A 22,783-nucleotide genomic window follows, 5' to 3' on the forward strand; every position below is an offset into this window, starting at 1 on the left:
CGACAGAACGCGCTCGCCGCACCTGCTCCGTGGCCCCGCCTCCGCGGCGGGCATTGCGTTACCCGGCTCGGTCCGCTTTGGATGTGGACGATCCCGACGGCAGGGCATATATTTAGTTCGATCTAACGAAATATCTGGAGAATGACCCGATGTCAACATGCGAGGACGAGCGCGCCGAGGCGATCCGACGTCTCACGCTTGCCGGGCGGCGGCTCAGCGACGCGACCGTCCTCTTCCACACGAAGATGGCGGACGGCTTCGGGCTCGGTGCGAGCGAGACGAAGGCGCTCGGATTCGTCCAGCGCTTCGGGCCCATGACGCATGGCGAGCTCACCGAACGCGTCGGCCTCAAGCCCGCCTCCGTCACCAACATCATCGACCGCCTGGAGGAGAAGGGCTGGCTCGTTCGCCGACGTTCGCAGCAGGATGCTCGGCGCGTGCTCCTGTCGGTCGTGCCCGAGAAGGTGGAAACCCTGCATCGGGAGATCTTCGCGCCGTTCATGGAGCGGCTCGACGGCGTCTATGCCGAGTTCGGCACCGACGAGCTGCGCACGATCGCGAGAGCCTTCGACGCGATCGCCGCGGCGCAGGAGGACGCCGCCCGCGACCTGCCGGAGCGCGACGCCGGCGGCTCCCGTTGACCGGCATTCATCCGCCGCCGTGCTCTGCGAGAGCCGCTGCGAAACCCAGAGCTGTCACCATATAGCCACCTTTCTTTGGCCGTTGGCGAGGTAGTCTCAGCAAGGAGAAGCACCGATGCTCGACATCCACAAGATCAAGAGCAGGCGCTTGACAGCGAACGGCGTCGAACTTCACTACCGTGAGGCAGGTTCAACCGAGAATCCGACAATCGTTCTGCTTCACGGCTATCCAAGCTCGTCGTTCATGTTCCGGAACATCATGGAGCCCCTCGCCGAAAGCACGCACGTGCTGGCGTTCGACATGCCGGGCTTTGGCCTGTCCGAGGCCCCGCCGCTCGACGAGTTCGAGTACACCTTCGCGTCGATCGCCCGTACGCTGCAGCAGGCCCTGACACAAAAAGGCGTTCAATCATACTATCTCTACATGCACGACTGGGGCGCGATCGTCGGTTACCTCATGGCTCTGTCCGCGCCTGAGAAAGTGAGGGGCCTCGTGGTGCAGAACGGAGCGGCGCACGCAGAGGGGTTCGGGCCGGATTGGGACGCGCCCAGGGCGTTCTGGAAGAACCCGACGCGTGAGAACCGCGCGGCGCTGGGCGAGTGGATGAACGAGGAGGGCGTGCGCAACGAGTACTACGCGGGCCTCGACGACGCGCTGGCCGCGCTCGTTGCCCCGGAGTGCTGGCGCTACGATTGGGAGCGCCTCTCCCGGCCGGGGGCGATCGATCGGATCTTCGCGCTCTATTGCGACGTCGGGAGCCACCTCGAGCGATTCGAGGCCATCTCCGCCTACCACCGCGAGCACCAGCCCCCTTGTCTGATCCTCTGGGGCCGGCGTGACGTCTTCTTCGAAATCGACGAGATCTCGGCCTATGCCCGCGAGCTCGATCCGGTCGAGAGCCACGTGTTCGACGGTGGACATTTTCTCCTCGAGTCCCACCATCGCGAATGCTCGGCGCTGATCGAGCGATTCGTGGCCGAAACCGCCGGCCGGACGAGCGCTTCGGTCGCAGGGCCGATGATGAGAACCTGAAGCCGTCTCCCGACGCCCGTTCGCCGGACCCGCCGCATCCGCCCCGCCTCGTCACCGCCGGCCGGATGCGTCGCCGTCGCGCGCGTTTCCCGACGGGGCGTCGTCCTCGAAGTAGACCACGAGCCTCAGGTGGCGATCCGCGTCTGCGACCAGCATCTCGTGCGAGAACCGCAGCGGACGTCCGGCTCTCGTGACGAGGCTCGCGATGCCGCGCCTGGCGCGCTCCATGGAGGGCTTCGCCATCCAACGCCGGAAATCGGGAGAGAGCCGTTCCAGATCGGCGATCAAATCGAGCACCCCTTCATCCTCGGGAGCCGCCGCGAGGTCGTGGCGAAACTGCGCGAGCAGTCTCGGCGCGTCTTCCGACCAATCGGGGAGACGTCGGCGGAAATCCGCGTCGGCGAACACCATGCGCAGCAGGTTGCGCTCGTACGGCTCGCGATCGGAGAACCCGAACAGCGCATCGGCGGCAGGGCTCCAGGCGAGGACATCCCAATACAGGTTCGTGACGTAGGCCGGCCGCGCGAGATCGGCCAACAGCGCCTGCACCCGGAGAGAAACCGCCATCGGCCGCCGCGCCTCGGCAGGGGGCGGGCGGCGGTGGGCCAGGAGGAACAGACGCGTGCACTCGGCATCGCTCAGGGCGAGTGCCTTGGCCACGGACAGCAGAAACGCCTCGGATACGCGGATGTCGCGCCCCTGTTCGAACCAGGTGTACCAGGTGAGCCCCACGCCCGCGAGCGCGGCGACCTCCTCGCGGCGAAGGCCCGGCGTCCGTCGTCGTCCGGTCGTCGCGAGCCCCACGTCTGCCGGCTTCAGGCGACGTCGATGATGGGTCAGGAACGCCGAGAGCTCGTCGCGTCTGCGGGCGAGCGTCCGTGCGGCCATGGTGTCACTCCTTGTAACAGGATAACTTCCTACATTGTAACAGGATTGCGCCCATTCGACACTCCGCCTCCTAACTCGGAGGCATCATGGGCGGACAGGACGACATCATCGACGGCCGCGACGAGCGGGCAGCTTCGGACGAATCGCGGCGCAGCGGGCGTGCGGGTCCTCGCGAATGGGCGGGCTTGGCGCTTCTGGCACTGCCGACCGTTCTGCTGGGGCTCGACCTGACCGTCCTGCATCTCGCCCTGCCGGCGCTTGCGGCCGACCTGCGACCGACGAGCACGCAAGCGCTCTGGATCATGGATGCGTACGGATTCATGGTCGCTGGCTTTCTCGTCACGATGGGGACCCTCGGAGACCGGATCGGGCGGCGCAAGCTCCTGATGATCGGCGCCGTCGCGTTCGCCGTCACGTCGGTCGCCGCGGCCTACGCCGTCAATTCGGAGATGCTGATCCTCGCGCGCGCAGCGCTCGGGGTCGCGGGCGCGACGCTGATGCCCTCGACGCTGGCGCTCATCGGCGTGCTGTTCACGAACCCGCGGGAGCGCGCGCTCGGCTTCGGCATCTGGGCGACGATGTTCGCCCTCGGCATGGCGCTCGGCCCGATCGTGGGCGGTCTCGTCCTCGAGCGTTTCTGGTGGGGAGCGGCGTTTCTCGTCGCGGTCCCGATCACCGGCCTCCTCCTCGTTCTCGGTCCCGTTCTCCTCCCGGAATACCGGGCGGCGCATGCGGGGCGCTTGGATCTCGTGAGCGTCGCCCTCTCCCTTCTCGCGATGCTTCCGGCCGTCTACGGCCTGAAGCGTCTCGGCAGCGACGGCGTGACGGCTCCGGCGATCGGCGCGGCCGCGGTCGGCGTCTTCTTCGCGATCCTGTTCGTGCGTCGGCAGCGTCGTCTCGCCGATCCGCTGCTCGACATGGCATTGTTCCGGGAGCGGGCGTTCGCCGCTGCTCTTGCGGTTCTCCTTTTCGGCCTCGTCGCCATCGGCGGAACCATGCTTCTCGTGACGCAGTACCTTCAATTGGTGGTCGGACTGACGCCGATCGTCGCCGGCCTCTGGATGGGTCCGCCCGCGCTCGCGATGGTCCTCGCCGGCGTGACGGCTCCACTCCTTGCGAGGCGTATCCGACCCGGCACCGTCGTGTCCGGTGCGCTCGCGCTGTCCGTCGTCGGCTATCTCGTGCTCGCCCGTCCGGTCGCCGAACCTGCGTCGATCCTCGTCGGCTTCTCCTTCGCGTATCTGGGTCTCGGCGCGATCGCCGCGCTCGGAACCGAGCTCGTCGTGGGCTCGGCGCCCGCGGACAAGGCGGGATCGGCCTCGGCGATGTCCGAGACGGCGCAGGAACTCGGCGTCTCGCTCGGCATCGCGCTGCTCGGAAGCGTCGCGACGCGCGTCTATCGCAGCGCGATCTCGGACGAGGCGACCGCGGGGCTCACCGAGGGCCTCGCAAGCGCCGTCCATGACAGCCTCTGGTCGGCGATCTCGGTCGCCCCTCGCTTACCGGAGGGGGTGATCGCGGAGGCCCGAATCGCATTCGCGGACGGTTTCGCCAGCGCGGCCCTCCTCAGCGCGGCGGGCGTCGCGATCCTCGCGGCGCTGGCGGCCGTGGCGCTGCGACACGTCGAGAGCCCGTCGAAGGCGGGAGAGCCGAAGGACGCGGGAGCCGCGTGTGCATCGCAATCGCCGGCCGGGACGCGAGCACCGGTTGACGGTGCCCATTAATTCGACAATATTGGAAATATGGAAAAACGTGACGTCATCGCCGCCCTCGCCGCCCTCGCTCACGAGACCCGGCTCGACATCTATCGCTACCTCGTGGCCGCGGGGCCGGGCGGCGCTGCCGCGGGGAGCATCGGAACGGCGCTGGGCATTCCGGCTCCGACCCTGTCCTTCCACCTGAAGGAGCTCAGGAATGCCGGCCTCGTCACGCAGAGGCGGGTCGGTCGATCCCTCGAATACTCGGCGTGCTTCGCCTCGATGATCGATCTGATCGGCTACCTCACCCGGAATTGCTGCGCCGCCCCGCAGGCGGCCCGCCCCCCGCACGGCGACTGCGCGTGACGTCCGCGGCCTCCGGCGCCCGCGGAGCGCGCCGACGGCGCGCGCGAGCGATCGCACCCTCCACGAAAAGACGGTGATCCCCATGACTGCAATCCCCCTCGGCGAAGACGTCCCGAACGTCGATCCGGCGAAGTTCAGGCCCGTCGACGCATCCGCGTTGACGACGTCCGACGCGCCTCTTCATCCGCCGCGAATCCTGCTTCTGCACGGGTCGCTTCGGGAGCGCTCCTATTCCCGCCTGGCGTCAGAGGAGGCGGCGCGGCTCTTGCGGCGCTTCGGGGCGGAGACCCGCGCGTTCGATCCCTCCGGCCTCCCGGTCCCGGACGCGGCGCCGGCGGACCACCCGAAGGTCGCGGAGCTGCGGTCCCTCGCCGATTGGGCGGAGGGCATGGTCTGGTGCTCGCCCGAGCGTCATGGCGCCATGACGGGCATCATGAAGACGCAGATCGATTGGCTGCCGCTGTCGCTCGGCGGCGTTCGCCCGACGCAAGGCAAGACGCTCGCTCTGATGCAGGTGAACGGAGGCTCGCAGAGCTTCAACACCGTCAATCAGATGCGCATCCTCGGTCGCTGGATGCGCATGATCACGATCCCGAACCAATCCTCGATTCCGAAAGCCTACCAGGAATTCGACGAGGCGGGTCGGATGCGCCCGTCGCCGCTCTACGATCGGATCGTCGACGTCATGGAAGAGCTCGTGCGCTTCACCTTTCTCACGCGCGGGCATTCCTCGCTCCTGTCCGACCGCTATTCGGAACGGATCGAGTCTGTCGCCGAGGCGGCGCGCCGTGTGGCGCAGCCCTCGATCTGATCACGGCGACCCGAGCCCTCGTGCGGCGGCCTGTCGGATGGGGCCCCTGGCTGCCGTCCTCGCCTCGACACGAGAGGAGGCCCTCGTCATGGCTGGAGACGAACGCACGATCGAGGCCGGGGACGGACGGGTGTCGCGGCGCGACGCGATGGCGCTCGGCGCCGCGGCAATGGTCGCGAGCGGCGTCGGCCGCTCCGCACAGGCGAGGCAGTCCCGCCTCGGCGACCTGCGCGCGCAGCTCGACCGCGCGGTGGCGCGAGACGACGTGCCTGGCCTGGTTCCTGGCCTCGTTCCTGGCCTGGTGGCGGGAATCGAGCGTCGCGGCGAGGTCTGGACGCATGCCGCCGGCCTGCGCGATCGGGAGAGCGGCGCGCCGATGACCCGCGACACCGTGTTCGCGGTCGCCTCGATCGGCAAACCGCTCACGGCGGTCGCGGCGCTGATGCTCGTCGACGACGGGGTCGTTCGTCTCGACGAGCCCATCGACGAATGGCTCCCGGAACTCGCGGAGCGGCGCGTGCTGCGGCGTCCGGATGCCGATCTCGACGACACCGTGCCGGCGGCGCGGCCGGTCACGCTGCGCGATCTCCTCACGATGCGCATGGGGCTCGGCCTCGTCGTCGCCGATCCCGCCGAGAGCCCGATCGCCGCGCGCATGCACGCGCTCGGCGTGGCGCCGGGGCCGCAGATCTTCGGCGGCGACGAACGGACCTTCCTCGACCGGCTCGGATCGCTGCCGCTCGTCCACCATCCCGGCGAGCGATGGCTCTACCACACCGGCATCGACGTCGCCGGCATCCTCGTCGCGCGCGCGAGCGGCATCTCGCTCGCGCAGTTTCAGCGGGAGCGGATCTTCGAGCCGCTCGGCATGGGCGACACCGGCTTCGTCGCTCCCGCCGAACGGCTCGCGACAGCCTATCGACGTGATCCGGAAACCGGGGCGCTCGAGACCTGGAGCCCGGCTGGAGGCGCGTCGTTCGCGCAGCCGCCGCCCTTCGAGGCCGGCGGCAGCGGACACGTCTCCACGGTCGACGATTTCCTCGTCTTCGGCCGTTTCCTCCTCGATGGGGGCAGGCGCGCGGACGGGCGGCGCATGTTGTCCGCCGATCTCGTGGCCGAGATGCTGACGGACCAGATCTCGCCGAAGCAGAAGGCCGCCTCGCCCTGGTTTCCCGAAGATTTCTGGACGACGCATGGCTGGGGCCTCGGCGTCGCCGTCCGGACCGCCCCGGCGGACGCGCGCGGGCGGTTCGGTTGGTGGGGAGGGTTCGGCACCGCCTTCTGGTGCGATCCGGCGACCGACACCGTCGCGGCGCTCTTCACGCAGCGGATGATGGGCGGCCCCGACGACACCGAGCTGGCGGACCGCTTCCTCGCAGCCGCCTTCGCGCCGGAGTGAGGATCGCGGCTCGACGCGGAGGCCGGCCGCCTCGCGTCGATCCACATCCGTCGCCCGAGCGCGTGAACGATTGCGGGATGGCGTGTGAAATAAATCGCCGACCTTCGAACCTGCCAGGCTTCGACGACGACGAAGGTGTGTCGGGTCGCCATGCCCAAGCCTTGTCGGAGGACAGCACCATGAACCTGCGCAGCATCCGTCGCATCCGCCTCGCCCTGGTCGGCGGGATCGCCGTCGCCGCCGTCTTGCAGGCGCTCGCGCCCGCGCCGGCCGCGGCTCAAATCGCCGTGATGCACAAGATCACACCGCAGGTGACGCCGCAGGCCTTGCCGCAGGCGACGCCTCGGATCGCACCGCCGGTCGCACCGCAGGTGTCGCCGCCGCGGGCGCCGATCGTGCGTCCGGATCTGCCGCGGGTGCGGATCGACGCCGATGTCGCCGAGCGGCTGCGCGATCGAACGCAGAGCGCCGGCGCCTCTGCGAGCGCGTCGGGATCGGAGGCCGTGGACGGAGCTGTCGCCCGCACCGAGTCGCGCCGCACGCGCAACGGGTTCGCCGCCCTGCCGCCGCCCCGCCCACGCGATCTCGGAGCTTTCGCCGCGCAGATCGAGGAGGCGCAGGCCGCGCGCGATCTGCGCGAGACCGCCGCGGCGCTCGGCGGCCTCTCCGCCGATCTGGCGCGCGCCGATTTCGGAGGGCTCGGCGATCCGCTCGCCGGCACCCGCACCGACAACCGCGACGACGCGCGCCGCGCCCGCGTCGAGCGCAGCGCCGATGCTCTCCTCGGCCGCGGCCGCGAACCCGATCCCATGGGCAATCTCGGCCTGCCGCAGAATTCCCGCTCGCGTGCCGAAGCGCCGGGCCTGCGGCCGGACCCGACTTCCGTGTCTCCCGGCAACATCGCCGGCAACGATTTCGAGAGCACGACCTATCACTATGAAGGTACCAGCGTGACGCAGAAGACCGTCTTCGCGAATGGCGGCGTGCTGATAACGCACACGAAGTCCGATGATCATGGCAGTCACGTCAACGAGGTCAATTACGACGCCTCCGGCAACGTCGTCTACACCTACGACAGCATCCAAACCCCGAGCGGATTGCGGCGCGACATCATGGTTTTCGGTAACGGAGAGGGTTTCGTCCAGGATTACGACCGCTCGGGGCGTATCGTTTCGGTTCGGCCTTGGCAGCCCGGCGACCTCGCGCGGCTCGAGACCGGCGACGAGATGCGCGGCGGCGGCTGGTGCCCGCCTTCCGGTTGGGGCTGCTCGGCGCCGAGCGCGAACAGCGACGCGCTGCTCGCCGGCAGCCGGCGCGAGCGTCCCGCCGGCGACGCCGACCCGGTCGGGCCCGCGCCTTCGCTCGCGGTCGATCGCGGCGGCCTCGTCGTCAATCCGGACCCGGAGCGGATGCAGGGAGGCGGCGGCTCGCGCGCGGCGCGCAGCTTCGACGGCGGCAAGCTCGTCAATCCCGGCGGCCCCCGATGAAGGTGGCGCGCCGCTGCGCGGAACACTCGCGGAGCGGCGCGCGCTCTGGTATTCTCCAGCGACCGAGGGGGGCAGCCGCATGTCTTGGATACGCACCCGGGTGCAGGCGCCGCTCGCCTGCGGCATGATCGCGCTCGCCACGAGCCTAGCCACGGGCCTCGGTGCGCCTGCGGCGGCACAGCAACAACAACAACAGCAGCAGCAGCAGCAGGAACCGCAAGAACCCGAGCAGGCGCAAGTCCCGCCGTCGCCGGTGCTCGACCCTGCCCGGCGCGCGGCGATCGCGCGTGTCGTCCACCGGACGCGGGTCGACGGCCTCGCCGCTCAGGTGCGCGATCTCGTGGGGCAGCGCCTCGGGCCGGGATACCTGCCGCCGCTCGCGTCGCTCGGAGACGACGGCCTGCCGCCCGCGCGCTACGCCACGCTCATGCCGCCGCCGAGCCCGCTCCGCAATGTCTGGCTCTCGACGAGTGTGACCGCGGCGGAGCGGCGCCATCCCGTCTTCGGATACGACGGTGGCCAGGTCGCCCTCACCGCCGGCATCGACACGATGCTCCAGGAATACGGCTCGGGTCTCGTCGGGATCATCGGCCTGCACGAGGAGGCGCGCTACGACCTGCCGGCCGATGCGCGGCTGCGCACGCGCTCGACGGGCGGCGGGCTCTATGCCGGCTACGCGCTGACCGAGACGATCGTCGTCGATGCGATGGCGCTCTGGCAGGGCGGTCGCTCGCAGATCGCGCAAGGGGCCGCGGCAGGACGCTTCACGACGAGCCGCCTTTCGCTCTCCGCCAATCTCACCGCCTATCTGCCGCTCGACGCCTTCCAGATCGCGCCGAGCATCGGCCTCTCCTACGTGGACGATCGCCAGGGCGGCTACGTGGACAGTCTCGGCGCCGTCTCGCCGGCGCAGCGGATCGCCACGACGACCATGCGCGCAGGGGTGGAACTCTCGCGCGGATTCACGAGCGCGGGAGGCGCGACCCTCACGCCCTTCGCCTCGATCGGCGCCACCTACGACATCGCACGCCGACAAAGCCCCACATCCGCGCCGGTCGATCCCCGCGCGCGCGGGGATCTCGCCGTCGGCGCCGGCTTGCGCGCGGACGCCGCCAATGGCGCCAGGCTGTCGCTGCGCGTGGACGTCTCGGGCCTCGCCGATCGGCGAGGGCGGACGGTCACCGCGGCAGGGCAGGTCGGCTTTTCTTTCTAGTTCCTCCGCTGCCGTCATCCTGCGCATCACCGCTTGCGACGGAATGTCGGCGACGCTTGGGAGAGCGGCCGACGGCGCGGCCACGACCCGGCCTCGAGCCTACCGTGATCTCGTCGCCGTCGCGCCTCCGATCTGCTCCAGGCGCACGATGGCGCCCAGCGGCGCGGCGAGGCCGTAGCCGAAGGTCGGATCGCGTCCGGGCGCGCCGAGATCGTCGGATGTCCGGGCGAGGGCCTCGCGGACGGTGCGGGCGTCCGAGATCGGATGCGCCGCGCGCGCGAGGGCGGCGGCCGCCGCGACGTAAGCGGTGGCGAGCGAGGTGCCCGATCCGATGACGTAACGCCGGCCCGTTGCCGGTGCAGGCAGGTCTACTCCCGGAGCCGCCAATTCGACATGCACCCCGCGCCCGGCCTGTTCGTAGGCACGGTCCCGATGGTCCGTCGCCGTCACGCCGATGACGTCGGGATGAGCCGCGGGATGCGCGGGAGGCGCGTCCGGACCGCCGTTCCCCACTGCCGCGACGAGCAGGGCGTCCCGCTCGGCGAGCGCGGAGAGAGCGCGCGCGACGAGCGCGTCCTCCCCGCCGGCGAAGCTCATCGAGACGATCCCGGCGCCCGCGGCCGCGGCTGCGTCGAGCGCGGCGACGAGGGTGAACGTCGCGCTGCGCGGCTGCGCGTCGTCGCGCGTCGATGCGAAGGCCGCGATGGCGACGATCGAGGCGCCCGGCGCGGCGCCGGGGAGCGGGGCGCCTCCCGCGATGAGGCCGACCATCTGCGTGCCGTGATCCTCCGCCATCGGCGTCGGCGCGTCGAGGACGCTCTCCAGGCGGATGTCGGCCGCGCGCAGCATCGGATGACCGAGATCCGGCGCCGTGTCGATCACGGCGACGACCACGCCGCCCCCGTCGGCGTGCGCGTCCCGGTCCGCGCCCCTCTCCGCGAGCCCCAGGCGCTGCAGGGCGAACGGCGTCGCGCCCCCTTGCGCCCGGTAGACCCGGCTCGGGCCTGCGAGCGCCACCCGCGCATCGCCCGACAGCGCGACCAGAACGTCCGCGACCCCGCGTCCGTCCGGAATGCGCAGGCGCAGCACCACGGCGTCGAGGAGCGCGCTGCGTCGCGCTGCGTCCGAGACGAGTCTGAGCGCATCGGCGAGGGCCGTCCCGTCCGCCTCGTCGAGACCCGGAGCGAGGACGACGACGACGAGGTCGGCTTCCTGCTCGACCGGATCGAAGCCCGCCGAGAGCCGGGGCTCGGGCGCGGCCAGCGAGCCGATTCGGGGCGGCGGCAAGGGTGGCAGCCTCGCGGAAGACGCGGCGGGCGATGCCGTCGCGCGCGCGGCAGGGCGCGCCCGGCGCTGTGAATCGCCGTCCCGGCCCACTTCTGCGCCGGAGGACCCGGCTCCACGCGGCGGCGTGGCGGCGGGCGGGCGGCTCGTGGTTCGCGGGCGCGGATCGACGATCGGAGGGACGATCCGCAGGATCGGCGTCGGCCTCTGCAGCGGTGTCGGCGCGACCTGCCGTGGGACGGTCGCGGGGGGCGGCGGACGCGGCGCGGCCTGCTGCGGCATGATGGCGGGCGGCGGCGAGGGCCTCGTCTGGGACACGGCCGACACGCTTGCTGCCGCAAGGGCGGCGAGGGCGAGCAGGACGCAGGCGAAGCCGTCACCGAGGCGCATCGGTCAACCTCCCGGCAGGACGAGCGTCACGAGATCCGGGCGCGCGGCGAGTCGCTCCTCCACCGCGCGCGCGTCGAGCGGTCCGTCGAGGGCGAGCGCGAACAAGCCGCCGGCACGCGGACCGTCGACGATGCGCGCCTCGAGCGCGTCGAGCAGTCCGGCGATCTCGGCGAACGGCGCATCCGGCGCGAAGGCGACGAGGAGCACGGGCGCGGGCGCTCGAGCGTCCGGTGCGGTCGCGGTGCGATAGGTCTCTTCCGGCGTGTCGAGGCGGTTCGAGACGAGCACGCCCGCCTGCACCAGAACGAGCAGCGCGAGCGCGGCGAACGCGGCGCCGCGCACGGGCGGCGACAGCGCGTCGAGAGCGCCGGCGATCGCCCCGAGGAGGCGTGCGCCGAGGCCGCGGGATGGGGTGCGTCGCGGCATTCTGCGCGTCTCGGCGAGGATCGCGGCGAGCGACCCGGCGCTCGGGACCGGGCCTGCCTCGCCGCTCGCGCGCGTTGCGCGGCCCTCCTCCGCGATCGCATCGAGGTGCGCGCGCCCCTGCGGGTCCTGCGCGAGCCACCGCTCGACGCGCTCGCGCTCCTCTTGCGTGACCCGTCCGGTCTCGTACCAGGGCAGCAGGAGGGCGGGATCGTTCGGATCCGGGTGATCGTCCGGGCGCGTCATGGCCATCCCCTGTCGATGCCGGCCTCCTCGAAGAGGCGCCGAAGCTCCTTGCGCGCATAGAACATGCGCGTCTTCACGGTCGCCTCCGGGATGTCGAGGATCGTCGAGGCCTCCGCGACCGAGCGCTCGTGATAATAGACGAGATCGACGATTTCGCGGTGGATCGGCGTCAGCCGATCGATCATGCGCCTCATGAGTGCCCCCTTGTCGCTCTTGGCGAGGATCGTCTCGGGGTCGTCGCTCTCGTCCTCGAGACGCTCGGCGGCGCCGTCCTCGAGCGGCTCCTCGCCGCGCCGGCGCAAGCGGTCGACCGCCTTGTTGCGCGCCACCGCCATGAGCCAGGTCGAGACGGACGCGCCGCCGCGGAAGCGCTCTGCGTTGCGCCATACGTCCACGAACGTCTCATTGACCACTTCCTCCGCCACGGCTTCGTTGCGAACGAGACGCAGGACGAAGCGCAAGAGCCTCGTCGCGTGGCGCGCGTGCAGGGCACGCAGGCCACTCTCGCGCTGTTTGGCGACATCCGCGAGAGCGTCGAGATCGGCCGCATCCGACATCAGCCTCTCCTTGCCGTGTTGGTCGCGCCGTCCGCGCAGAAGGTTCGACGACATCGTCCTTCACGGCGCAGGCCGGACGCACCGCCACGCCTTGCGGCCAACGCCTCGCGCATCGAGCGATGAACCGAAACCCGACCCGGCTCGACCAAGGAAGCGGCCCCGATGCAGGGGGCGTAACGAGGAAAGGTCCCGGTCATGATCAAGCATGCCATTCTCGCGACCGTCGCGGCGTTCGCTCTCCACTGGGGTTCCACCCCGTCGCAGGCTGGACAGGTCGAAACGCGGCACGTCCTATTGCCGCAATCCTCCCTCGCCCAACTCTTCGACGCGGCACTCGGCGGGACGCAGCTTACGCTCAACAACCATGGTAGTCAGCAGGGCAGCGGCCAGGCGATCCACTGGACGAACAATACCAGCTTCGTCGCGCCTCCCGGAGGGGCGCCGTCGTTTTTCGACCTGCCGACACCGACCGTCTCGATCCAGACGGCGGGTATCGGGCACCGGATCTACAAGATCTACGTCAACGACGTGAATTCGGCCTCCGTGCAGGCGCAGCCCGACGGGAGCCGCATCGCGCTCGCCCTCGCGTTCGAGAGCGAGGGCCCCGAAATCAAGATCCGCTGCATCCGCCGCAAGATCATCAACGGTCGATGGGAGGTCTGCCAGAGTGCCGATGTGCACCTGGACGATCTGGTGCTGCGTCCGCGCTTCGCGCCCGCGATTCGCGACGGCTCGATCTCGTTCGCGACGCTCGGCGCGAGCGACGTCGGGGTCGAGTTCGACCTCTCCCTCTCCGGTCATTGGCTCTGCGCGATCGGGAACCTGTGCAACCGGATCGCAGGGGAGGTGAAGGGCAGGATCGCCGACGAGATCCGCTCCCGGGTGCGCGAGCGTCTGAATCACGATTCTCTTCGGGACCGGGTGGCGGATACGATCCGCGAGGCGCCGGCATTCCAATTCCTCCTCGGCGTCAACGGCGTGACCGGCGAGGGCTGGAGCCTGACGGAGATCGCCGTCGACGGCCAGAATTATCGACTGCGTTACGAGCGCGCGACGGCGATCCAGGAGGTCTCCGCCGCTGCGAGCCAGCTGCCGGGCGCCTGCCCGCTGCCCGCCGGCGACGGCAAGCCGGTCCGGGTGGCAGCTTCTGTCGCGACCGCGGGGGCGATGCAGGTCAGGATGCGCTACCGGCTGCCCGAGCAGGCCTGGTCCGGCTGGCACCAGCAGGTCTCCGTGCCTGCGGGAGGCGGCTCCCATCTCGCCGTCTTCGACGTGACGTCGGCCGCGAAGCTGCCGCCCGGCAACCACATGATCGACATCGACATCGACCGTCACGACGCGCTGCCGCAGCTTCCCGTGACGATCACCTGCCCGTTCACCGTCACGGACGTGCAACTTCTCGCCTTCGATGAGAACAGCTTCAACCCCCATTCCGGCGGGCCGGCCCCGCTGCCGGAGGTCTTGGAGACGACCTGCCCGGCTCAGATCGCGCTGCGGCCGATCTTCACCCACAGCGGCATCGGCACGGTTCGATACAGGTACCGCTTCCTGCCGCAGCATCAGGTGACCACCGAATACCAGGCGAGCTTCATGCGCGAGATGGAGCACCCGCTCTACGAGGCTCCGGAAACCACGAGCGTCTTCCCGCTGCCGCTGCCCGCGCAGCAGGCGCAGCTTGGGCAGACCGGCACGATCGGTGGGTTCCAGTCGGGGTCCGGCTCGACCTCCGGCCAGCCGCAGATGACCGCAGGCCAGTCCGCGCCGAACGTGCACAAGGGTGCGGTGCGGGTCGAGGTCACGGGGCCGGGTGGCACGGCGGCATCCGACTGGATCCCCTACCACATCGTCTGCACGCCGCAGGCGGCGATCCAGAGCCCGGCGGCCATCGCCGTGCCGACGACGCCCACGCGTCCGGTGCCGCCGGCGGCCCTCGTCACGCCGCCGCCGCGCCCGGTGCCGCCGGCAATCTCCGGAACCGCGACGACGCGGGCCGCGACGCCGTCCACGCCCGCGGCGCGCACCGTTCCCGTCCAGCCGCGGACCCGTCCCGGGCCGGGGGCGACCCCGCCGCGCGATGCGAGCAGGGCAGCCGTCCCGGCCATCCGTCAGACGCCCCCTGCGCGCGTGGTCGAGCCGCCCCGTCGTCAGCCCGGCATCCGTCTCGCGCCCGATCAGGCTCGACCAGTCGTCGTCCCGACGCGGGAGAGGCCGTCCGCGTCCGGGCGCGCAACTCCCGGGCGCGCGCTTCCCGGGATCGTGTCCCCCGGCGTCCGCGCCGCGCCGCCGCAGACGGAGCGCCGTCGCCCTTGACCGCCCTCGACCTGTGGCGTCCTCTACCCCGACCCCGAGGCATTGGCCCGCCTGCTGGTCGGGGTAGAGAGGCGCCGTCCTCGGCTACGGGCAAGGGGGCCGAAGGGCCGGGAAAGCCTTTCAAATCCCTGCGATGGTTAAGGAATTTGGAGCGGGCGATCGGGATCGAACCGACGACATTCAGCTTGGGAAGCTGACGTTCTACCACTGAACTACGCCCGCGCGGCCTCATACATAGCCGGGCGCCGCGCCGCCCGCAAGCCTCTCGCGAGGCCTCAGGCGAAGTGCTTGGAGAGCTTGAGCCCTTGCGCCTGATAGTTCGATCCGGCGCCAGCGCCGTAGAGGATCGCGGGGCGCTCGGCCATGCGCTCGTAGACGAGGCGGCCGACCGTCTGGCCGTCCTCGAGGATGAAGGGCACGTCGCGCGAGCGGACCTCGAGCACGGCGCGCGCGCCCGCTCCGTTCGCGCCCGCATGGCCGAAGCCGGGATCGAAGAAGCCGGCGTAATGGACGCGGAACTCGCCCACCAGCGGATCGAAGGGGACCATCTCGGCGGCGTAATCGGGCGGCACGTGGACCGCTTCCTTGGAGGCGAGGATGTAGAACTGCCCCGGATCGAGGATCAGCGAGCCGTCGCTCGAGGCGTGGAGGGGCTCCCAATAATCCTCCGTCGCGTGCGCGCCGGCCGCGTCGACGTCGACGAGGGCGGTGTGGCGCTTGGCGCGGTAGCCGACGAGGCGCTGCGGGCCGAAGCCGGAGAGATCGACCGAGACCGCGACGCCGTTCTGGAAGGAGGGCGTGGCGGCCGCGACCAGCGTCTCGCGCGCGTGGAGCGCGGCGAGTTCCTCGTCGGACAGCCGCACCTCGCCGCGGCGCAGGCGCAGCTGGGACAGACGCGAGCCGGCGCGGACGAGCACGGGAAAGGTGCGCGGCGAGATCTCGGCATAAAGCGGGCCCTCGTAGCCCGCCTCGACGATGTCGAATTCCCGCGCGCGATCCGTGATCACGCGGGTGAACACGTCGATGCGCCCCGTCGAGCTCTTCGGATTGGCGGAGGCCGCGAGATCGTGCGGAAGAGCGAGGCGCTCGGCGAGCTCGGCGATGTAGACGCAGCCGGTTTCCAGAACGACGGGCTTCGTCAGGTCGATCTCGTGCAGCGCGATGCCGGCGAGGCGGTCGGCGACGCGCCGCCCCGGCCCCGGCAGAAAGCTCGCGCGCACGCGCCAGGCGCGGGTGCCGAGCCGCAGGTCGAGCGAGGCGGGCTGCACCTGGTCGGGCGCGAAGGGGAGGGGGGCCGCGATCGCGCCCGCCTGCGCGAGCGCACGGATGCCTTCGGCCGATTGGATGCCTGCGCGCGTCGTCGTCATCGCGTTCGGTCTTTCGTTCCGCCCCCGTGTTCCAAAAAGCACTTAGCCGAGGCGGGCGCGCGTGTCACGACGTCAAGCGCGCGGCGTCGGCGGAGCGGGCGGGTCTTGCGTCTGCGCCGCCTCGTCCTCCGGATCGTCGCGGAAGACGCCCCAGGCGAGCGAGATGCGCGCGAGCGCGGTCATGATCGTCAGCCCCGCGAAGAAATAGGCGATGATCGGAAACCAGGCCGGGACCAGGATCATCAGCGCGAAGGCGACGATCGTCTCGGTCCCCTCCGCGAGCCCGATGGTGAAGTAGATCGACTTGATCCCGCGCACCTTCGATTCGAGGCCGCGTTTCGCCGCCACCGCGGCATAGGCGAGGAAGCTCGCGCCGTTCACGTAGAAGGAGAAGAGCAGCACGGCCGCGGGCAGCGCGAAGGTCTCGGGGTCGCGCAGCGCGAAGGCGAGGGGGACGGCGCCGTAGAAGACGAAGTCGAAGACGATGTCGAGGAAGCCGCCGCGATCGGTCTTGCCGCGGGCCCGCGCGATGGCGCCGTCGAGCCCGTCGCAGAGCCGGCTCGCGGCGAGCAGCGCGAGCGCGAGCGCGTCCGCACGGAAGGCGATCGCCGCCGCGCAGCCGATCCCCGTCGCGAGGCCGAGGAAGGTGACCGCGTCCGCGCCGACGCCGTAACGGGCGAGCGCCGCTCCGGCCCGGGACAGCGGCGGGTCGATGAGGCGGCGCATCAGGCCGTCGAGCATGCGTGTCTCCCTGCCGCCGCGGCGGACGTGTCCTCACCCCGCCGGCGGCGTTGACGGCGCCGCCGACGACGCTTACCACCCATGCGCGGCCGCGCCGAGGCGCGGGGCCGCTTCGGGAGTGAAGCATGTACACGGCGCTCACCAACGGCGTCCGCGTCACCGTGACGCCGCTCTACCTCGAGGACCAGTCGGACCCCGAGGCGGGGCGCTACGTCTTCGCTTACACCGTCGAGATCGTGAATCTCAACACCGGGCGCGTGCGGCTTCGGGACCGTTACTGGAAGATCGTCGACGGGCTCGGCCGCGTGCATGAGGTGCGCGGGGAGGGCGTCGTCGGCCAGCAGCCTGTGCTCGGCCCCGGCGAGAGCTTCACCTATACGAGCGGCTGCCCGCTCGAGACGCCCGACGGCACGATGGAGGGCGTCTACGGCATGGAGCGCGCGGACGGCGCCCGCTTCGAGGCGACGATCCCCGCCTTCTCCCTCGACAGCCCGCATGCGCGCCGCTCGCTGCACTGACCCCTCCCTGCGCTCGAACGCCCCTCGCGAGAGACCCCGCCGATGTCCGCCATCCGCCTCACCGCGCTCGAGATGCTCGAGCGGCTCGTCGCCTTCGACACCGAGAGCCACAAGCCGAACACGCCGCTCGTCGATTTCGTCGCCGCCTATCTCGAGAGCCACGGCCTCGCCCCGGTCCGCTTCCCCGATGCGAGCGGGGAGAAGGAGGCGCTCTTCGTCACGATCGGGCCGATGATCGACGGTGGGATCGTGCTCTCGGGCCATACCGACGTCGTGCCCGTCGCCGGGCAGGACTGGGCGAGCGATCCGTATCGGCTGCGGGTCGAGGGCGGGCGCGCCTATGGCCGCGGCACCGTCGACATGAAGGGCTTCTGCGCCACTGCGCTGGCGCTCGTGCCGGAGATGATCGCGGCGGACCTGCGCCGGCCCGTCCACATCCTCCTCTCCTACGACGAGGAGACGACCTGCCTCGGCGTCGTCGACGCCATCGCGGCGCTCGGGATCGACCTGCCCCGCCCCGACGCGGTGATCGTCGGCGAGCCGACCGGGCTCGAGGTCGCGGACGCGCACAAGGGCGTCGCCATGTGCGAGACGCGCGTCTTCGGCCACGAGGCCCATTCCTCGCGCCCCGAGGAGGGGGCCTCGGCGGTGATGGCGGCGGCGGAGATGGTGTCGCGGCTCATGCGCGTGGGCGACCGCCTCGTCGGCGAGGGCGACGCCTCCGGGCGGTTCGACCCGCCCTACGCGACGCTGCATGTCGGCACGCTGTCGGGCGGGACCGCGCGCAACATCCTCGCCAAGGAGGCGCGCTTCCATTGGGAGGTGCGCTACCTGCCCGATACCGACATGAGCGCCTTGATGGCCGAGGTCGAGGCGATCGCGCGCGCCGTCGAGGCCGAGCGGCTGACGCGGTTCGGCCCCTTCGGGCGCATCGAGAACCATTGGGAGGTCGACGTCCCCGCGCTCGCGCCGCAGCCGGGATCGCCTGCCGAGCTCGTGGCTCTGCGCGCGGCCGGGCGCAACCGGACGGTGAGCGTCGGCTACGGCTCGGAGGCCGGGCGCTTCCAGGGCGCGGGGCTGCCCGTGGTGCTGTGCGGGCCGGGCGACATCGCCCGCGCCCACAAGGCGGACGAGTACGTCACCCTCGACGAGCTCGCCGCCGGCGAGGCCGTCCTGCGCCGGCTCGTCGAGGGGCTGCGGTAGCCCCCGGCGCGTTCACCCCGCGAGCGCCTCCGCATAGGCCCGCACCGCCGGCTCGAAGCCCATCACCAGCGCGTCGGCGGTGAGAACGTGGCCGATCGAGGCCTCGGCGAGGTGCGGGATCGCGGCGACGAGCGGGGGGATGTTGGCAAGCGTCAGATCGTGCCCGGCATTGACCACGAGGCCGTGCTCGCGCGCGACCCGCGCCGCCTGCGCCGCGGCCTCCAGGATCGGCCCGTGCGCGCCCGTCTCGAAGGCCTCCGCATAGGAGCCCGTATAGATCTCGATCCCGGCCGCCCCGATGGCGGCGACCCGCGGCACGACGGCCGGATCGGGATCGACGAACAGGATCACGCGCGTGCCGAGATCGGCGATCTCGGCCATGGCCTCGCGCACGAGCCGCTCCTGGGCGGCGTCGAGGTCGAAACCCTTGTCGGAGGTGAAGACGTCGGGCGCGTCGGGCACGAAGGTCACCTGCTCGGGGCGCGCGGCGCGCACGATCTCGAGGAAGCGCGCATCCGGATAGCCCTCGAGATTGAGCTCGAAGGCGGGGCGGTGAGGCGCCATCTCAGCGGCGATCGCGTCGACGTCTGTGCGGCGCACGTGGCGCTCGTCGGGGCGCGGATGCAGCGTGATCCCCATCGCGCCGGCCGCGCGCGCTCGCGCCACGAAGGAGACCGGATCGGGCACCCCCGTCTTGCGCGAATTGCGCAGGAGGGCGACCTTGTTCAGGTTCACGCTCAATCTCGCCATGCCGACACCCCGTATCGCGCCGCCTCGCCGGGCGGGAGCGGGACGATAGCGCGTGCGGGGGGAATGTCGAGGGAGGGGAGCGGGTCTCCCTTCTCCCGGATGGGAGAGGGGCCGGCGCCACACCGTGTCATCCCCGGCCGGAGCGGCGCAAGCCGCGGAGGGAAAGGGGACCCAGCGCAGAAAGACGCGTGCGCAGCACGCTCTCGTGCCGCCGACGAGGCGGCTGGTCGCCGCCAGCGGAGGCTTGCTTCGCAAGCGTCTTCTTGCGCTGGGTCCCCTTTCCCTGCGCACGCTTCGCGTGCTCCGGCCGGGGATGACACCTCCCTCCCCCCACCACCACCCCCTCACTGCCCCGGCACGGCGATGCCGAGGCGGCGCATCTTCTCCCAGAGCGTCGTACGGGAGATGCCCAGCCGGGTCGCGGTTTCCTGGATGCCGTTGTCGGTGGCGCGCAGGACGGCCTCGATATGCGCCTTCTCGGCGGCCTCGCGCACCTCGGCGAGGGTGCCGCCGCCGGGGCTGGTGCCTGGGGGCTCGCTCGCGGCATGGCGGCCGTCGGGGAAGAGGTCGGCGGCGCCGATCGCCTCGCCGTCCGCGAGCGCCACCGCCCGCTCGACCCGGTTCTTGAGCTCGCGCACGTTGCCCGGCCAATCGTAGCCGAGCGCGGCGGCGACCGCGTCGGCGGCGACGGCGACGCGCGTGCCGCGCAGCCGCGGGCCTGCCTCGGCGACGAGGCGATCGAGCAGATCGGGGATCTCGCTCGCGCGCTCGCGCAGCGCCGGCACGCGCACGCTGACGACGTTGATGCGGTACCAGAGGTCCTCGCGGAAGGCGCGGCGGGCGACCTCCGCCTCGAGGTCGCGATGCGTGGCGCAGACGAGACGCGCCGCGAAGGGGAGCGGGGCGCGGCCGCCGACGCGGATGAGCTCGCGCTCCTGGACGAGGCGCAGGAGCTTGGCCTGGAGGCCTGCGTCGAGCTCGCCGATCTCGTCGAGGAAGAGCGTGCCCTCGCCCGCGGCCTCGGCGAAGCCGGCATGGCGCTCGACGGCGCCGGTGAAGGCGCCGCGCTCGTGGCCGAACAGCGCGCTGTCGACGAGCTCGGGCGCGAGCGCCGCGCAATTGACGGCGACGAAGGGCTTGTCGGCGCGCCGCGAGCGGGCGTGCAGGAAGCGCGCGGCGACCTCCTTGCCGACGCCGGTCTCGCCGAGCAGCAGCACCGGCAGGTCGACGTCGGCGACGCGCTCGAGGGTGCGGCGGGTCGCGGCGGTCGCCGGCGAGAGGCCGAAGCTCGCGAACGGGTCGGCGCGCGACGGCGGGGCGGGCGGGGCGATGGCGCCGGTCGCCGCCTTCAGCTTGTCGACGACCTCGTCCATCTCGAAGGGTTTGGTCACGTAGTCGCGCGCGCCCATGCGCACGAGCCGCACCGCCTGATCGATGCCGCCATAGGCCGTCATGAAGATCGTCGGCACGGCGCCCGCGCGGGCGAAGACGTCGCGCATCAGCGCCTCGCCGTCGCCGTCCGGCAGGCGGATGTCGCACATGATGGCGTCGGGCGTCTGGCGGGCGATCGCCGCGAGCGCCGCACGCGCGCTCGTCGCCCAGCGCACGTGGTAGCCTTCCAGCACGAGCCGCTGCTCGAGCGAGCGGCCCAGGATCTCGTCGTCCTCGATCACGAGGATCAGGGCGCTCGCGCTCATCCGTCCCCCTCCACCCCTCTCCCCGTCTCAGGCCGCCTGCGCGTCGGCGGGCGCGGGGCCGACCGGCAGGCGCACGGTGACGCGGGTGCCCTCGCCCGAGCGGCTCTCGACCTTCATCTGCCCGCCGAGATCGTCGAGAAGCCGCCCGACCATCCAGAGCCCCAGCCCCTTGGCGCGGGCGATCGGCGCCGCCTTGGTGCCGTCGACCACGAAGGCGAGCACGTCCTCGGGCATGCCGGGGCCGGAATCGACCACCTCGAACGCCGTCTCGCCCTCGCTCTGGGCGACGCGCAGCCCGACGCGCCCGCTCTCCCCGCTCGCCTTGCAGGCGTTGAGGAGGAGGTTGAGGAGCGTCTGGCGCAGGGCGTCGGCATCGGCCGCGATCGGGCGCATGGCCTCGACGTCCCAGTCGAGCACGACGTGGCGGCGGCGCGCCTCGGGGGCGACGAGCACCTGGATGTCGGCGAGGTCCTCGCGGGTGAAGCGCATGCGCCCCGGCGCCGGTCGGTACGTGGACAGCATCGCGTCCGCCACCCGCTCGATCGAGCGCAGGCCGCGCTCGATCAGGTCGAGCGTCTCGGTGCGCACCTCCGGCTTGTCGCCGAAGCGGCGCAGCGTCGAGACGGCGTTGAGGAGGCCCGCGAGCGGGTTGCGCACCTCGTGGGCGAGGCCCGCGGCGAGCTTGGCGAGGAGGGCGTCGCGCTCCTTCTCGCCGAGATCGGCGACGGCGCGGGTGCGCGCCTCCTCCTCCTCGAGCCGCGCCTCGATGGCGCGCTTGAGGCGCCCGATCTCGGAGACGCCGCCGCTGCCGAGGCCTCGCCGCGCCAGCAGCCGGCCGGCCCGTCCCTGCGCGGCGAGATCGCGCGCGAGGGCATCGAGGGGGGCGATGGCGCGGCGGGTGAGGCCGAAGGTGAGGAGCGCGGCGGCGGCGCCGAGCAGGATGTCGACGACGAAGGCCCAGCCCTCGTCGCGGCGCGTCCCGGCGACGATCGCGGACGTGTCGAGCGCGGCCGCGAGGTGAAGAGGGCGCCCCTCGACGGCATAGGCGCGGGCGAGCACCACCTGCGCGCGCCCGCTGCCGAGCGCGAAGCTCGAGCGGCCCGGCGGCGCGCCGGCGATCCGGTCGAGCGCGGCCTCGATCGCCGCGCGCTGTCGCTCGGCCCCCTCGCGCCCGCCGACGAGCACGCGGGTCTCGCCCTGCGCGTCCTCGAAGCGCGCGACGAGCGCCTGAGCGACCACGATCTCGCCGTAGGCGAGGGGATCGGCGAGAAGCGGGGCGAGCGCGTCCGGCCCCTCCTCGAGCCGCGGCGCGAGGATCCCCGCGAGCGCGTCGAGGAAGATCGTCGCCTTGGCCTCGATCGCGCGCGTCTCGCGCTCCTGGAGGATGTGCAGGCCGACCTGCGTCGTGCCCACCGCGACGAAGAACATGCCGATCGCCACCCCGAGCGGCAGCACGAGGGTGAGGGGCCAGCGAGGATAGGCGCGCAGCGACATGGCCCGAGACTATCCTCCGCACGCCCCGCACGCGAGCGTTTTGGCGAAACGGGCGCCATCCCTCCCCGTAGGGGAGGGTGGCCCCTGGAGCGTCAGCGACAGGGGTCGGGTGGGGCCCGGGTGGAGATTGTCCTTCAAGCGTCGGGCCCCACCCGACCTCGATCGCTGCGCTCCGAGGCCACCCTCCCCTACGGGGAGGGATTCGCGCGCCCATCCCTCCCCGTAGGGGAGGGTGGACTTTCGAGGCGTGAGCCGAGAAAGGCCGGGT

Annotated in this window: 20 protein-coding genes and 1 tRNA gene; 11 read left to right on the plus strand and 10 right to left on the minus strand. The window is 71.6% G+C overall.

The window, feature by feature from the left end; genetic code table 11:
- The first annotated feature begins 149 nt into the window (after window positions 1–149).
- On the plus strand, window positions 150–641 hold the full coding sequence (locus ACK4UM_RS03175) for a MarR family winged helix-turn-helix transcriptional regulator (RefSeq protein WP_409795521.1): 492 nt from the start codon (window positions 150–152) through the stop codon (window positions 639–641).
- A gap of 115 nt (window positions 642–756) precedes the next feature.
- Window positions 757–1,674 (plus strand): alpha/beta fold hydrolase, encoded by a 918-nt coding sequence (locus ACK4UM_RS03180; protein WP_409795524.1) that lies wholly within the window; start codon window positions 757–759, stop codon window positions 1,672–1,674.
- A gap of 51 nt (window positions 1,675–1,725) precedes the next feature.
- Here the strand turns inward: ACK4UM_RS03180 and ACK4UM_RS03185 are convergent, their stop codons facing one another.
- Window positions 1,726–2,562, minus strand: a complete 837-nt coding sequence (locus ACK4UM_RS03185; RefSeq protein ID WP_409795527.1) for a helix-turn-helix transcriptional regulator — start codon at window positions 2,560–2,562, stop codon at window positions 1,726–1,728.
- Between the two features lie 86 nt (window positions 2,563–2,648).
- Here ACK4UM_RS03185 and ACK4UM_RS03190 point away from each other — a divergent pair, with 86 nt between their 5' ends.
- The 6 genes from ACK4UM_RS03190 to ACK4UM_RS03215 all read left to right on the plus strand — a co-directional run bounded on the left by ACK4UM_RS03190 (window position 2,649) and on the right by ACK4UM_RS03215 (window position 9,535).
- On the plus strand, window positions 2,649–4,286 hold the full coding sequence (locus ACK4UM_RS03190; RefSeq protein ID WP_409795530.1) for an MFS transporter: 1,638 nt from the start codon (window positions 2,649–2,651) through the stop codon (window positions 4,284–4,286).
- Window positions 4,287–4,304: 18 nt separating this feature from the next.
- Window positions 4,305–4,625: an ArsR/SmtB family transcription factor gene (locus tag ACK4UM_RS03195; RefSeq protein WP_409795533.1), complete on the plus strand. Its 321-nt coding sequence runs from the start codon at window positions 4,305–4,307 to the stop codon at window positions 4,623–4,625.
- An 82-nt stretch (window positions 4,626–4,707) separates the two neighbouring features.
- Window positions 4,708–5,436: an arsenical resistance protein ArsH gene (arsH, locus tag ACK4UM_RS03200; RefSeq protein WP_409795536.1), complete on the plus strand. Its 729-nt coding sequence runs from the start codon at window positions 4,708–4,710 to the stop codon at window positions 5,434–5,436.
- Between the two features lie 88 nt (window positions 5,437–5,524).
- Complete coding sequence (locus tag ACK4UM_RS03205) at window positions 5,525–6,835, plus strand: serine hydrolase domain-containing protein (protein WP_409795539.1); 1,311 nt, start codon at window positions 5,525–5,527, stop codon at window positions 6,833–6,835.
- Between the two features lie 179 nt (window positions 6,836–7,014).
- Window positions 7,015–8,322 (plus strand): hypothetical protein, encoded by a 1,308-nt coding sequence (locus tag ACK4UM_RS03210; protein ID WP_409795542.1) that lies wholly within the window; start codon window positions 7,015–7,017, stop codon window positions 8,320–8,322.
- A 79-nt stretch (window positions 8,323–8,401) separates the two neighbouring features.
- The gene (locus tag ACK4UM_RS03215; protein ID WP_409795545.1) at window positions 8,402–9,535 is read left to right on the plus strand and encodes an autotransporter outer membrane beta-barrel domain-containing protein; all 1,134 of its coding nucleotides are present in this window, start codon (window positions 8,402–8,404) and stop codon (window positions 9,533–9,535) included.
- Window positions 9,536–9,634: 99 nt separating this feature from the next.
- Here the strand turns inward: ACK4UM_RS03215 and ACK4UM_RS03220 are convergent, their stop codons facing one another.
- The 3 genes from ACK4UM_RS03220 to ACK4UM_RS03230 all read right to left on the minus strand — a co-directional run bounded on the left by ACK4UM_RS03220 (window position 9,635) and on the right by ACK4UM_RS03230 (window position 12,435).
- On the minus strand, window positions 9,635–10,822 hold the full coding sequence (locus tag ACK4UM_RS03220) for a S8 family serine peptidase (RefSeq protein WP_409795548.1): 1,188 nt from the start codon (window positions 10,820–10,822) through the stop codon (window positions 9,635–9,637).
- A gap of 390 nt (window positions 10,823–11,212) precedes the next feature.
- A complete protein-coding gene (locus ACK4UM_RS03225; protein WP_409795551.1) occupies window positions 11,213–11,878 on the minus strand; it encodes a hypothetical protein in 666 nt (221 codons plus the stop codon).
- Complete coding sequence (locus ACK4UM_RS03230) at window positions 11,875–12,435, minus strand: sigma-70 family RNA polymerase sigma factor (RefSeq protein WP_409795554.1); 561 nt, start codon at window positions 12,433–12,435, stop codon at window positions 11,875–11,877. The genes ACK4UM_RS03225 and ACK4UM_RS03230 overlap by 4 nt, the downstream gene beginning before the upstream one ends.
- A gap of 195 nt (window positions 12,436–12,630) precedes the next feature.
- On the opposite strand from ACK4UM_RS03230, the gene ACK4UM_RS03235 reads away from it, so the two are divergent.
- Window positions 12,631–14,745: a hypothetical protein gene (locus ACK4UM_RS03235; RefSeq protein WP_409795557.1), complete on the plus strand. Its 2,115-nt coding sequence runs from the start codon at window positions 12,631–12,633 to the stop codon at window positions 14,743–14,745.
- A gap of 147 nt (window positions 14,746–14,892) precedes the next feature.
- Here the strand turns inward: ACK4UM_RS03235 and ACK4UM_RS03240 are convergent.
- The 3 genes from ACK4UM_RS03240 to ACK4UM_RS03250 all read right to left on the minus strand — a co-directional run bounded on the left by ACK4UM_RS03240 (window position 14,893) and on the right by ACK4UM_RS03250 (window position 16,853).
- Window positions 14,893–14,967: transfer RNA gene (locus ACK4UM_RS03240), tRNA-Gly, on the minus strand.
- Between the two features lie 53 nt (window positions 14,968–15,020).
- Window positions 15,021–16,112 (minus strand): 2'-deoxycytidine 5'-triphosphate deaminase, encoded by a 1,092-nt coding sequence (locus tag ACK4UM_RS03245; RefSeq protein ID WP_409795560.1) that lies wholly within the window; start codon window positions 16,110–16,112, stop codon window positions 15,021–15,023.
- Between the two features lie 72 nt (window positions 16,113–16,184).
- Complete coding sequence (locus ACK4UM_RS03250; RefSeq protein WP_409795562.1) at window positions 16,185–16,853, minus strand: CDP-alcohol phosphatidyltransferase family protein; 669 nt, start codon at window positions 16,851–16,853, stop codon at window positions 16,185–16,187.
- A 125-nt stretch (window positions 16,854–16,978) separates the two neighbouring features.
- On the opposite strand from ACK4UM_RS03250, the gene apaG reads away from it, so the two are divergent.
- Both apaG and argE read left to right on the plus strand, forming a co-directional pair.
- The gene (gene apaG, locus ACK4UM_RS03255) at window positions 16,979–17,371 is read left to right on the plus strand and encodes a Co2+/Mg2+ efflux protein ApaG (RefSeq protein ID WP_409795565.1); all 393 of its coding nucleotides are present in this window, start codon (window positions 16,979–16,981) and stop codon (window positions 17,369–17,371) included.
- Between the two features lie 42 nt (window positions 17,372–17,413).
- The gene (gene argE / locus ACK4UM_RS03260; protein ID WP_409795567.1) at window positions 17,414–18,574 is read left to right on the plus strand and encodes an acetylornithine deacetylase; all 1,161 of its coding nucleotides are present in this window, start codon (window positions 17,414–17,416) and stop codon (window positions 18,572–18,574) included.
- Window positions 18,575–18,586: 12 nt separating this feature from the next.
- Here the strand turns inward: argE and ACK4UM_RS03265 are convergent, their stop codons facing one another.
- From ACK4UM_RS03265 to ACK4UM_RS03275, 3 genes are all read right to left on the minus strand, one after another.
- Window positions 18,587–19,324, minus strand: coding sequence for a pyridoxine 5'-phosphate synthase (locus tag ACK4UM_RS03265; protein ID WP_409795570.1), 738 nt, complete (start codon window positions 19,322–19,324; stop codon window positions 18,587–18,589).
- Between the two features lie 344 nt (window positions 19,325–19,668).
- The gene (locus ACK4UM_RS03270; protein WP_409795573.1) at window positions 19,669–21,021 is read right to left on the minus strand and encodes a sigma-54-dependent transcriptional regulator; all 1,353 of its coding nucleotides are present in this window, start codon (window positions 21,019–21,021) and stop codon (window positions 19,669–19,671) included.
- 27 nt (window positions 21,022–21,048) lie between these two features.
- A complete protein-coding gene (locus ACK4UM_RS03275) occupies window positions 21,049–22,515 on the minus strand; it encodes a sensor histidine kinase (RefSeq protein ID WP_409795575.1) in 1,467 nt (488 codons plus the stop codon).
- Window positions 22,516–22,783 lie beyond the last annotated feature (268 nt).

Origin of the sequence: Salinarimonas sp. (assembly GCF_046292825.1) — a bacterium.
Lineage (GTDB): Bacteria > Pseudomonadota > Alphaproteobacteria > Rhizobiales > Beijerinckiaceae > Salinarimonas.